This window comes from Xanthomonas sp. NCPPB 3200 (genome assembly GCF_056393585.1).
Map to the genome: position 1 here is coordinate 2,800,526 of NZ_CM150785.1, position 12,658 is coordinate 2,813,183.

Consider the following 12,658-nt stretch of genomic DNA (forward strand, 5'->3'; position numbering starts at 1 on the left):
CAACACGGAATCGCCCCGCAGCACGCACGCCGCCCGCGCGCCGTAGCCGGATTTGATCCAGATCAACGCGTTGGCGATCAAGCACGCCTATCGTGCCCTCATCGTATGGAACAAGGGCGAACGATGGCTTTGCTGGTCTGGCAGGACGACCTCAACACCGGGATCGAGGTCATCGATCACCAACACCGGCGCATCGTGGAAATGATCAATCAGTTGCATGCCGCGCACGCCAGCCTGCAACGCCTGGCAGTGGCCGAGGTGATCGACGAATTGATCGACTACACGCTGTCGCACTTTGCCTTCGAGGAAGAACTGATGGAGGAAGCGGGCTACCCCTTCAGCCTGGCGCACAAGCGCGTGCACGAGGTCTTCGGCAAACGTGTCGGCGAGTACCGGCTGCGTTTCCAGGCCGGCGAAGACGTCTGCGACGAACTCCGCAGCATGCTCTCGCGCTGGTTGTTCAACCATATCCGCGGCGACGATCAGGCCTATGCGCCGCAGGTGATCGCACATCTGGACCAGTTCGCGCGCAGCCACCAGCACGGCAACTGGCTGGGACGCACGCTCAAGCGCCTGTTCCGCTAGCGACCACTCTGCACCTGGGCGCAATCCACCTCAACGATGACGCCGACTCGCGTACGCCTTCAAACGCCAACCGGGCGACGCGATCTGCGGGCCACGACCAACGCCAGCAGGCTCAACACCGCCGCGGCGCCCAGATACTGCCCGACCGCCTGCACGCCATAGCGTGCGGCCAGTTGCGTGGCCACGTACGGCGCCGGTGCCGCCCCCAGGATGCTGGCCAGATTGAACGACAGCGAGGCTCCGGTGTAGCGCACCTCGGTGGGATACAGCTCGGCCAGCAGCGTGCCGCAGGGGCCGTAGGTCAGGCCCATGAAGAAGAAGCCCAGTGCAAGGAACGCGAGTACCTGCAACGGGTGATTGGCCTGGAACAGTGGCGCGAACGCCAACCCGAACGCGATGATCGCCACACTGGCCAGCATCATCGCCAGCGGCGCGCCATGCCGGTCGCCGAACCTGGCCGACAGCGGGATGCCGATCGCGAAAAACACGATACCGGCCATCTGCAACAGCAGGAATTGCTCCTTGTCGTAGCCCAGGGTCTTGGTCCCGTAGCCCAGCGCGAACACCGTCATCAGATAGAACAGCACGAAGGTGGCGAATGCGCCCAGCGTGCCGATGATCAGCGCCGGCCAGTGCTGCGAGATCACCGTCCCCAAGGGCAGGCGCACGCGGGTCTTGCGGTCCAGGGCCTTCTGGAAGTCCGGCGTCTCGGTGATGCTCAGGCGCACCCACAGGCCGGTCAGCACCAGCAATGCGCTGGCCAGAAACGGCACCCGCCAGCCCCATTGCATGAACTGCGCATCGTCGAGCAACGCGCCCATGCCGAGAAAGGTGCCGGTGGACAGCAGAAAGCCCAGCGGCGCACCCAGCTGCGGAAACATGCCGTACCACACGCGCTTGCCGGGCGGCGCATTTTCGGTGGCAAGCAGCACGGCCCCGCCCCACTCGCCGCCCAGACCCAGACCCTGGCCAAAGCGGCACAGCGCCAGCAACGCAGGTGCGAACACGCCGATCTGCGCGTAGCTGGGCAGCAAGCCGATCGCCACGGTGGACAGGCCCATCGTCAGCAGCGCCGCCACCAACGTGGCCTTGCGCCCGATCCGGTCGCCGAAATGGCCGAACACTGCCGAGCCCACCGGCCGTGCGATAAAGGCCACCGCAAACGTCGCCAGCGACTGCAGCATCGCCGCACTGCCATCGCCCGCCGGAAAGAACAGCGTCGGAAACACCAGCACCGCAGCGGTGGCGTAGATATAGAAATCGAAAAACTCGATGGTGGTGCCGATCAGACTGGCGAACAGCACGCGCGCAGGCGAATTGATGGGAGCGGCAAGCGGCGCAGCAGCAGTCATCGTTGATCGGCATCCAGACAAGACAAGTCAGCCGATTCTGGCAGATTGCAGCAACGGTTTGCGCAGACCAACCTGCTTGCAAAAAGTTACAGCCGTGACTGCTTGCATTTGCGGGCAGTGGCAGCCTGATGTCTTTCGGAATCTCGGTTGCGTTGGAGTCGCCGGGCAGCGTTGATAGATTATTTGTAGAGCAGATGATCTGCAGCTTGGTTGCAGGGCCCTTGCCCGCCCACCATCGCAGGACACGCCGCAAGTACATCCGTGTAGGCTCTTACGCGGCATCCATGCCGCGTAAGGTCCCGCGACGGTGAGCGGACAAGGACCTGTCGAGGTGGTCGGTGTGCGCGGTAAGAGCAGTGTTTGATGCGCGTTGTTCGGATCGCGTTGCACCCGATCAGCTCCCGATGCAGCCCGAGCAACAGGCTTTCAACACGCGACTTACAAACGTCTCATCTTCCCACCGCAAGCCGAGAAATAAGCTTTGAGGAAAGCAGCCGACCAACTCTCTGGTGCGGTGTCCTTGCCGGTTGCGGGACCCTCGGCGGCATGGATGCCGCCGAGGAGCCTCCACGGACGGATTCACGGCGTGTCCCGCAAGCGGTGAGGACACCGCGCGCTCGATCAACCAGGCTTTTGACCCAAGCCTTTGACTGCCTGCATAACGGCGCCACCATTGAAGAGCTCGGTGGGTCTTGGAGTGGTCGGATAGTGCTGATAGATCGCTTGCAGAGCATCGGGTCTGCAACTTTGCTGCAGGGCCCTTGCCCGCCCACCATCGCGGGACACGCCGCAAGTACGTCCCTGTAGGCTCGTACGCGGCATCCATGCCGCGTAAGGTCCCGCAACGGTGAGCGGACAAGGACCTGTCGAGGTGGTCGGTGTGTTTGGTTGCAAGCAAAGCATGGCCTGCGTTTTTTGGATCACGGTGCGTCAGACCAGCTTCCGGTGCGAGTGAAGCAGCCGGGAAGAACCAGCAAGTTGCTCAGTCGCCCTGCTGCGTTTGCGTCATTGCACGTTGCGCATGCGCTGCCAGCCCGAGATCCGTCAGCACTGCGAACTGGCGCTCGCCGCGGTCTTCCAGCTGGATCCAGCCCGGACCGGGCTGACCATCCAGACTGGCGTTACCCAACCACGCCAGAGTGCGCAGCAGCACGCTCATGCGCACGCCCAGTTGCTTGCACAGGCGCGCCAGCGACACGCCCTCGGGCGTGTCGGCCAATACGGCAAGCAGCAGCGCGGTGAGCTGCGGATCAGCGGACAAGCACCGCTCCGATGTCGCGCGGCGCCGCATCGGCGGTTTCGGCGCGGTGCGGCAGCACGATCACCGGAATCGACTTGGAAGTGGGCGTGCGCGCTTCGTCGGCGAAGCTGGACAGCGGCACCAGCGCGTTGGTTTCCGGGTAATACGCCGCCAGGCAGCCGCGCGGAATGTTGTAGTCCACCAACAGGAAGCGACGCGCCTCGCGGTGCACGCCGTCCTCGCACAGGCTCTCCAGGTCCACCCAGTCACCGGCCTTCATGTTCAACGCGGCGATGTCCGCGCCATTGATGAAGAGCACGCGACGCTCGCCGAACACGCCGCGGTAGCGATCGTCCAGCCCGTAGATGGTGGTGTTGTATTGATCGTGCGAGCGCGTGGTGGCCAGCGTAAACACCATCTGCTCGGTGTGGCTGCGGCGTGCGCGATGAATCGGGTTGTCGGTCGGCACCGCGTGCGGCTTGAACACCGCGCGCTTCTCGGGCGTCACCCACTGGCGATCGCGCGCGGTGTTGGACAGGCGGAAGCCGCCCGGCACCCGCACGCGCTGGTTGAAGTCGGCAAAATCGGGGAACACCTGGGCAATCAGGTCGCGAATGCGGTCGTAGTCGCCCACCAGCCACCGCCAGCGGATCGCGCTGCGCGTACCCAGCGTCGCCTCGGCCAGCCGCGCCACGATCGCCGGCTCGGACAACAGCTCCGGCGAGGCCGGCGGATTGATGCCGGCCGACAGGTGCACCATGCTCATCGAATCTTCCACCGTCACGCCTTGCGAGCCAGCGTCCTGGATGTCGATTTCAGTACGGCCCAGGCATGGCAGGATCAGCGCATCGCGCCCATGCACCAAGTGGCTGCGATTGAGCTTGGTGGTGACATGCACGGTCAATTCGCAATTGCGCAGCGCGCGATGCGTGGCGTCGGTATCCGGCGTGGCGGCGGCAAAATTGCCGCCCATCGCGAAGAACACCTTGCCGCGCCCGTCCAGCATCGCCTCGATCGCACCGACGGTGTCGAAACCGTCTTCGCGCGGCGGCGCGAACCCGAACAGCGTCTGCAACTTGTCCAGAAACGCGGCCGGCGGTTTTTCGTAGATCATCATCGTGCGGTCGCCCTGCACGTTGCTGTGTCCGCGCACCGGGCACACGCCCGCGCCCGGCCGGCCCAGATGGCCGCGCAGCAACAGCAGGTTGGTGATCATGTGGATGGTGGCCACCGAATGCTTGTGCTGGGTGATGCCCATGCCCCAGCAGGCGATCACGCGCTCGGCATTGAGATAGAGTTCGCCGGCCTTGCGCAGCGCCGCTTCGTCCAGCCCGGACTCTTCGACAATGGTGTCCCAAGATTCGCCGTGCACCTCGGCAGCGAAAGCGTCGAAGTTGGCGGTGTGGGCGTCGATGAATTCCAGATCCAGCAGCCGTGGCGTGCCCTCGCGCTGGGCCTGTGCGTCGCGCTCGAGCACGTGCTTGATGATGCCCTTGACCGCGGCCAGATCGCCGCCGATCTTGAGCTGGAAATAATCCGAGGCGATGCGGGTGGAGCCGTTGTGCAGCATCTCCAGCTTGTCCTGCGGGTCGGCGAACTTCTCCAGCCCGCGCTCGCGCAGCGGATTGAATGCCGCAATCGCCGCGCCGCGCTTGGAGGCCTGACGCAACTCGCCAAGCATGCGCGGGTGATTGGTGCCCGGGTTCTGGCCGAAGATGAAGATCGCATCGGCCAGTTCGAAATCGTGCAGCGACACCGTGCCCTTGCCCACGCCGATCTGCGAACGCAGCGCGGTGCCGGACGGCTCGTGGCACATGTTGGAGCAGTCGGGGAAATTGTTGGTGCCGAATTCGCGCACGAACAACTGATACAGGAAGGCCGCTTCGTTGCTGGTGCGCCCGGAGGTGTAGAAGATCGCCTCGTCCGGCGATGCCAGCCCGTTGAGGTGCCCGGCGATCTGCGCGAAGGCCTCGTCCCAGCTCACCGGCACGTAGTGGTCGGTGGCCGCGTCGTAACGCATCGGCTGGGTCAGCCGGCCCTGCCCTTCCAGCCAGTAGTCGCTGTACTGCGACAGCAGGCTGACGCTGTGCGAGGCGAACAGCTCCGGCCCGGCGCGGCGCGCCGTGGACTCGGCCGCAACGGCCTTGGCGCCGTTCTCGCAGAACTCGAAGGTGGAGGTGTGATCGCGGTCGGGCCAGGCGCAGCCGGGGCAGTCGAAACCGTCCGGCTGGTTGGCGTGCAGCAGCGTCTTGGCGCCCTGCACCGCGATGTCCTGTTCCATTAGGTGCTTGGCAACCGAGCGCAATGCGCCCCAGCCGCCGGCGGGATTGTCGTATTGCTGGATGGTCTTCTTGCTCATGCGGGCTCTCCCACGCCAACGCCCAGATTCAGGCGCTGCGGATGGCTGTAAACGACACAATCGTGATCGCGGGCAAACCCGATCAGGGTCAGTCCCGCACTGTCGGCCAGGCTGATCGCCAGCGCGGTCGGCGCCGAAATCGCTGCGAGCAGCGGGATCCGGGCCTGCGCGGCTTTCATGGCCATTTCGTAACTGGCGCGGCTGGTGACCACCGCAAATCCTTGCGATGCATCGACGCGCTCCCGCGCCAGCGCACCGACCAACTTGTCGAGCGCGTTATGCCGGCCGACGTCTTCGCGCACGTAGCGCACCACACCGTGCACATCGGCCCAACCGGCGGCATGCACCGCGCCGGTCTGTGCGGCGATCGGCTGCTGCGCGTGCAGCGCTTCCAGCGCACGCGCCAAGGCCTGCGCATCGATCTGCAACGCCGATTGCAGCAGCGGCGGCACACGCAGCACCGCCTCGATCGATTCGTTGCCGCACACCCCGCAACCGCTGCGGCCATCCAGATTGCGCCGTCGCCGGTCCAGCGCAGCGGCACGTTCGGGCGGGATCTCGATCTGCAGCGAGGCGCCTTCCAGAAACGTCTCCACCGCCACCACCCGCAGATCCTGCGGCTGGTCGACGATGCCTTCGCTCAGCGAGAACCCGAATGCAAAATCCTCCAGGTCTTCCGGCGTGGCCATCATCACCGCGAACGGCACGCCGTTGTAGTGGAAGGCGACCGGCATTTCGGCCGCCACCATGTCCTGCACCGTGGCGTTGCGGCCGCCACGGTGGCGGACAACCGTGCGCACCACACTGCCGGCGCGCACGGAACGGGAAGACGAAAGTGTCATCTCATCTCAATGAAACAGCACGAAGGCTTTCTGCAGCGTGACCCAAATGCCCCAGGACATCGGCACGCCCACCGCCAGCCAGGCCAGCGCGACCAGGGCGGGGTTGCCGCCATGCCCGATGCGCGCCATCTGCTCCGGCGGCAGCACCGCCTTGCCGCTGCGGTCCACCTTCTCATGCGCCAGCTGCTTCTCGCGCGCCAGTTCTTCGGGCGTCATGAAATGACGCGCGGCCACCGGGCGCACCAACAGGTTGCAGATCAGACCGAGCACCAACATGCCGGCGAGGATGTACATGGTGGTGTTGTAGACCTGTGACGGCGGGCTGCCGTGGGCCAGCTGGTACTCGCGCATGTAGCCGACCACCACCGGACCGAGGATGCCGGCGGTGGCCCAGGCGGTCAGCAGGCGGCCGTGGATGGCGCCCACCATCTGGGTGCCGAACAGGTCGGCCAAATATGCCGGGATGGTGGCAAAGCCGCCGCCGTACATCGACAGGATGATGCAGAAGATGCCCGCGAACAGCGCGATGCCGCCCACGCCGCCGGCCGACGGCGCAGCCGCGTACAGGCAGATGCCCAGCACGAAGAACAGCGTATAGGTGTTCTTGCGGCCGAGCTTGTCGGACATGCTGGCCCAGAAGAAGCGGCCGCCGATGTTGAACAGGCTGAGCAGGCCGGTGAAGCCGGCTGCGATGGCCGCGATGCTGGCCAGCTGCGCCGTATCCAGGCTGCCGAAGCCGACATCCACCCCGATCAACCGGCCGCCGAACACTTCCTGCAGCATCGGCGAGGACATGCCAATCACGCCGATGCCGGCCGACACGTTCAGGCACAGCACGCCCCACAGCAGCCAGAACTGCGGGATGCCCCAGACCTTGCTCACGTGCACGTGGTTGGCGGTGATCATGGCGTTGTTGCTGGCCACCGGCGCGGTCCAGCCGGCGGGGGTCCAGCCGCTCGGCGGCACGCGGTAGCCGAACGCGCCGGCCATCATGAAGACGAAGTACAGCGCCGCCATCACCAGGAAGGTTTCCAGTACGCCCACCGAGGTCGGCGTGGCGAAGTGACGCATCAGCGCATCGGCCAGCGGGCTGCCGATCATCGCGCCTCCACCGAAGCCCATGATCGCCATGCCGGTCGCCATGCCGCGGCGGTCCGGGAACCACTTGATCAGCGTCGACACCGGCGAGATATAACCCAGGCCCAGACCAATGCCGCCGATCACGCCCGAGCCCAGCCACAGCATCCAGATCTGATGGAAGTGGATGCCGGCCGCCGAAATCACCAGGCCACCGCACCAGCACAGCGCCGAGACCACACCGGCCTTGCGCGGGCCGGCACGTTCCAGCCAGCCGCCCCAGATCGCCGCCGAGCAGCCCAGCAGCACGAAGAACAGCGTGTACATCCACTGCAGCTCGCTGATCTTCCAGTCGCAGGTGGTGGCGACCATGCGCGCGAACAGGCCCATGTCGACCGGGCACGCGATCGCCTCGGTGATGCCCAGCGCCTTGGACAGCGGCAACCAGAACACGCTGAAGCCATAGGCCATGCCGATACACAGGTGGATCGCCAATGCCGCCGGTGGTACCAACCAACGATTGAAGCCCGGACGCGCAACAATGCGCTCCTTGGACAGCAGGCCGGCGTCTGCGCCGTTGGCGCTCGCCACGGTGGACCCTTGTGTCATTCCCGTTCCCCTAAAAAAGTGCGATGAAAGTGTGTCCGGAGCGCCCGACAGGATGGCTGCATGCAGGCGGTGTCAGTGGTTCCGAAAACGATTGATGGCTGCGATCGATTGACGTGTTGCGATAAGGGCAGCGGCGACTACCAGGCCCAACTGGCACTCGTCTGGCGCATCATCGGCGATCGTTGAATCTTTGCAATGCTTCGGCACGCCCCGCAGCCAGTCAAAAACCCGTCATGGCCTGCGCCACAAGGCGTTCCCACAGCTTAGCGGCCGACGCTGCGACTAATTGACTAGTCCATGCGGATCGGCGCATGCGGGTCCGCAAATCGTGCTCGCCGTCGCGCTCGGCCGGGGTGACGGCCGACGCGCGGTGGCCGTACAGTCGGACGCTTCCCAGCGACGGAGTCCGCCATGCACGACCACCCTCTGCGCGATGGCGCGCACGCGCTGCAGGCACCGGCGCACCTGGACGCGTTCTGGATGCCGTTCACCGCCAACCGCCAGTTCAAGGCGCGCCCGCGCCTGCTGGCCTCCGCTGCCGGCATGTACTACCGCGATATCGACGGCCGCCAGATCCTGGACGGCACCGCCGGGCTGTGGTGCTGCAATGCCGGCCACGCCCGCGAGCGCATCGTGGCGGCGATCCGTGAGCAGGCCGGCACGCTGGATTTCGCGCCGACCTTCCAGATGGGTTCACCGCTGCCGTTCGTGCTGGCGCAGCGGCTGGCCGCGATCGCACCGCCCGGCCTGGGCCATGTGTTCTTCACCAACTCCGGCTCGGAGGCGGTCGATAGCGCGATGAAGATCGTGCTGGCCTACCACCGCCTGCGCGGCGAGGGCCAGCGCACCCGCTTCATCGGGCGCGAGAAGGCCTATCACGGGGTCGGCTTCGGCGGCATGTCGATCGGCGGGCTGCCCAACAACCGCAAATGGTTCGGCCCCCTGCTGGCCGGCACCGACCATCTGCGGCATACGCTGGATCTGCAACGCAATGCCTACGCGCGCGGGCTGCCGGCGCACGGCGCCGAACTGGCCGACGATCTGGAACGCCTGATCACCCTGCACGATGCCTCCACCATTGCGGCGGTCTTCGTCGAGCCGGTGTCCGGCTCGGCCGGGGTGATCCTGCCGCCGGAAGGCTATCTGCAGCGGCTGCGCGCCATCTGCGACCGCCACGGCATCGTGCTGGTGTTCGACGAGGTCATCACCGGCTTCGGCCGGGTCGGCGAGGCGTTCGCGGCGCAACGCTTCGGCGTCACGCCGGACCTGATCACCGCCGCCAAGGGGCTGACCAGCGGCAGCGTGCCGATGGGCGCGGTCCTGGTGGCCGATGCGATCCACGCGGCCTTCATGCAGGGGCCGCAGAACGCGATCGAGCTCTTCCACGGCTACACCTATTCCGGCCATCCGCTGGCCTGCGCCGCGGCCATCGCCGCGCTGGACACCTACGCCGAAGAACACCTGTTCGACCGCGCGATCACGCTGGGCCCGCAATGGGAAGACGCACTGCACAGCCTGCGCGGGCTGCCGCACGTCATCGACATCCGCAACATCGGCCTGATTGGCGCGATCGAGCTGGCGCCACGCGACGGCGCGCCCGGCGCACGCGGCTACGAGGTGTTCGAACGCTGCTTCCACGACGGCGGCCTGCTGGTGCGCGTCACCGGCGATGTCATCGCGCTGTCACCACCGCTGATCGTCACCCCCGAGCAGATCGGGCAGATGGTCGAAACGCTGGGGAATATCCTGCTCAGCACTGCCTGACGACCAGGGCACAGGCGCCCGCGCGTAACGCCGGCACGCGGCGCGGTCAAGCGCGCAAAGCCGGGGCAGGCTCACTACAATGCCGGCCCCGCACTTCCCCGCAGTTGCCGCATGAACATCGTTGTCAAAGAAGAACTCAAGGCCTACATCGACCCGCTGACGCCCGACGAGCACGAGGCGCTGGAACGCAGCCTGCTGGCCGAGGGCTGCCGCGATGCGCTGGTGCTGTGGGGCGACGTGCTGGTGGATGGCCACAACCGCTACGGCATCTGCCAGAAGCACGACCTGCCGTTCCAGACCGTGCAGAACCCGCGCTTCCAGTCGATGCAGGACGTGCAGCTGTGGATGATCGAGCAGCACCTGGGCCGGCGCAGCGTATCGGACTTCCAGCGCGGCGTGCTGGCACTGCGCAAGCGCGAGATCCTGGCCGCGCGCCAGCGCAGCCAACGCAACGCCGACGCCGCTGCCGAAGCGCCGGCGGTTGCCGACATTGAGCAGTCGGCCACCGGCATCGACCACGACGCCACGCCGGCGGCCACGGACAACGACAGCCCGCCGTGGGAAGAGACCTCCACCCCGGTCAGCCGCGCCGAGCTGGCGCGCGAGGCCCGCCTGAGCAACAACCAGGTGGTGATGATCGAGCGCATCCACAAGCAGGCCGCCCCGGAAGTGGTGCAGGCGGTCAAGGCCGGCGAGATTTCGATCAGCGCCGCCGCTGCCGTGGCCACCTTGTCCGAGGACGAACAGCGCGCCGCCGCGCAGGCCGGCAAGGCCGAACTCAAACAGGCCGCCAAGCGCGTACGCGACGCCAAGCGCAAACCCAAGCCCGACGAGGCCGAAGGCGGCGAAGCCGAACGCCGCGACATGAAAGCCCTGCAACGCCGTGTCACCGAACTGGAAAACGAAAACGCCGCGCTGCAGGCCAAGGTGACCGCGCTGCAATCACAGCTGGAGCGCCTGCGCGGCTAAGTGCCGGACGGTGCATCGCCGTAGGAGCGCACCCGGGCGCGACATGGCGTTCCCAGTAACCCCATCGCGCTCAGGCGCGCTCCTACAAACCGATCGGCTACTACCGCGATCGCCGCAAACACCCTTAGGAGCGCACCCGGGCGCGACATGGCCTTCCCGGTAATCCCATCGCGCTCAGGCGCGCTCCTACAAACCGATCGGCTACTACCGCGATCGCCGCAAACACCCGTAGGAGCGCACCCGGGCGCGACATGGCATTCCCGGTAACCCCATCGCGCTCAGGCGCGCTCCTACAGGACCGATCGGCTACTACCGCGATCGCTGCAATTACCCGTAGGAGCGCACCCGGGCGCGACATGGCGTTCCCGGTAACGCCGTCGCGCTCAGGCGCGCTCCTACCGCACCGTCACGCCCGGCTGTGGACATGCCGTGCTCCGGCGACTGGGTACACTGCGCAGATGGAACCAAGCGTTAGCACTCCCCGCCCCGTCGATCCCCGTCGTGCCCAGCTGCAGCGCATGAAGCTGTTGGCGGTGGCCCTGCTGCTGGCCATGTTCGCCGGCTTCGTCGTCAGCCACCTGATGGGCGAACAAGGCGTCTGGGCCTGGGTCTCGGCCTTCTGCGAAGCGGCCACGGTCGGCGCACTGGCCGACTGGTTCGCGGTAGTGGCCTTGTTCCGCCGCCCGATGGGCCTGCCGATTCCGCACACCGCCATCCTGCCGCGCGGCAAGGACCGTCTGGCCGACGGCCTGGCGGTGTTCGTGCGCGACCAGTTCCTCGCCCCCGAGGCGTTGATGGACAAACTGCGCGTGTTCGACCCGGCCAGCCGCCTCGGCGAATGGCTGGCCAAACCCGAACAGGCGCGCATGCTCGCGCAGATGGCGCGCAGCTGGATGCTGCAGGCGCTGGAACTGCTGGACGAGGCCGCGGTGCGCCGCGCGATCCAGCGCTTCGTGGTCGACCGTCTGCGCAAATGGAATGCCGCCGCCACCGTCGGCGATGTGATGGCACTGCTCACCACCGACGGCCGGCATCAGAAATTGCTGGACGAGGTGCTGCTGCGCCTGGGCGAGTGGCTGGATCAGGAGCAGGTCAAGACGCGCGCCTCGGCCTTGATCGTGCGCTACGCGCGGCGCGAGTGGCCCAAGCTGGTCGGCACGGTGAACTGGGTCAAGCCGATCGAGGAGATCGGCGACAGCTTGGCCGACCGCATGGCGCGGGCGGCGATCGAGGAGTTGCAGGACATCCTGAAGACCCCCGAGCACCCGATCAGGCTCGACTACGAAGCGTGGCTGCAACGCTACATCGCGCGCCTGCGCGACGAGCCGGCAATGGCCGAGCGCGTGGAGGAGCTCAAGCAACGCGTGATCGAACATCCGGCCTTGCAGGACTACGTGCAAGGCCTGTGGGGCGAGATCCGCGATGCACTGCGCAACGACCTGGCGCGTGAAGAATCGTCGATGGCCGCGCACATGGAGCGCTCCATGCAATCGCTCGGCCAGGCCCTGTCGCAGGATCCCTCGCTGCGCGAAGCGCTCAACCAGCACATGTTGCAGGCCGCCGACAAACTCACCACGCGTCTGCGCGCATCGGTGACCGACCATATCGCGTCGACGATGAAAAGTTGGGACGAACGTCACCTCGTCGAACAATTGGAATTGGGTGTCGGACGCGATCTGCAATACATTCGGTTCAATGGAACGTTGGTGGGCGGACTGATCGGGCTTGCCCTTCACGCATTATCGATCTGGCTGGCGTTCTGATGCATTGGCAATGACGTTGGTCGCCCACCGGAAGCACGTGCGGACGCCGGGGAGTTTGCACGGGTTCTGATGATCGTCAGGCGCCACCACGAGACCGA

9 protein-coding genes are annotated in these 12,658 nt (G+C 66.2%); 4 read left to right on the forward strand and 5 right to left on the reverse strand.

Features of this window, described 5'->3' with window-relative positions; all coding sequences use genetic code 11:
• Nucleotides 1–123: 123 nt before the first annotated feature.
• Nucleotides 124–585, forward strand: a complete 462-nt coding sequence (locus tag AC06DU_RS12290) for a bacteriohemerythrin (protein ID WP_039526813.1) — start codon at nucleotides 124–126, stop codon at nucleotides 583–585.
• 59 nt (nucleotides 586–644) lie between these two features.
• Here AC06DU_RS12290 and AC06DU_RS12295 read toward each other — a convergent pair whose 3' ends face one another.
• The 5 genes from AC06DU_RS12295 to AC06DU_RS12315 form a co-directional block, all read right to left on the reverse strand.
• Entirely contained in the window at nucleotides 645–1,937 is a 1,293-nt protein-coding gene (locus tag AC06DU_RS12295) for an MFS transporter (protein WP_478202533.1), read from the reverse strand.
• A gap of 982 nt (nucleotides 1,938–2,919) precedes the next feature.
• On the reverse strand, nucleotides 2,920–3,198 hold the full coding sequence (locus AC06DU_RS12300) for a hypothetical protein (protein ID WP_228959583.1): 279 nt from the start codon (nucleotides 3,196–3,198) through the stop codon (nucleotides 2,920–2,922).
• Entirely contained in the window at nucleotides 3,188–5,536 is a 2,349-nt protein-coding gene (locus AC06DU_RS12305; protein ID WP_434982339.1) for an FdhF/YdeP family oxidoreductase, read from the reverse strand. Before AC06DU_RS12305 ends, AC06DU_RS12300 begins: the two co-directional genes overlap by 11 nt.
• The gene (gene fdhD, locus AC06DU_RS12310) at nucleotides 5,533–6,378 is read right to left on the reverse strand and encodes a formate dehydrogenase accessory sulfurtransferase FdhD (protein WP_065031622.1); all 846 of its coding nucleotides are present in this window, start codon (nucleotides 6,376–6,378) and stop codon (nucleotides 5,533–5,535) included. The genes AC06DU_RS12305 and fdhD overlap by 4 nt, the downstream gene beginning before the upstream one ends.
• A gap of 6 nt (nucleotides 6,379–6,384) precedes the next feature.
• Nucleotides 6,385–8,064 (reverse strand): OFA family MFS transporter, encoded by a 1,680-nt coding sequence (locus AC06DU_RS12315; protein WP_478202534.1) that lies wholly within the window; start codon nucleotides 8,062–8,064, stop codon nucleotides 6,385–6,387.
• A gap of 411 nt (nucleotides 8,065–8,475) precedes the next feature.
• Between AC06DU_RS12315 and aptA the strand changes: the two genes are divergently transcribed.
• The 3 genes from aptA to AC06DU_RS12330 all read left to right on the forward strand — a co-directional run bounded on the left by aptA (nucleotide 8,476) and on the right by AC06DU_RS12330 (nucleotide 12,560).
• Entirely contained in the window at nucleotides 8,476–9,828 is a 1,353-nt protein-coding gene (gene aptA / locus AC06DU_RS12320) for an omega-aminotransferase AptA (RefSeq protein ID WP_478202535.1), read from the forward strand.
• A 111-nt stretch (nucleotides 9,829–9,939) separates the two neighbouring features.
• Nucleotides 9,940–10,797 (forward strand): plasmid replication/partition related protein, encoded by an 858-nt coding sequence (locus AC06DU_RS12325; protein WP_478202536.1) that lies wholly within the window; start codon nucleotides 9,940–9,942, stop codon nucleotides 10,795–10,797.
• Nucleotides 10,798–11,255: 458 nt separating this feature from the next.
• Nucleotides 11,256–12,560: a DUF445 domain-containing protein gene (locus tag AC06DU_RS12330; protein ID WP_024940197.1), complete on the forward strand. Its 1,305-nt coding sequence runs from the start codon at nucleotides 11,256–11,258 to the stop codon at nucleotides 12,558–12,560.
• Nucleotides 12,561–12,658 lie beyond the last annotated feature (98 nt).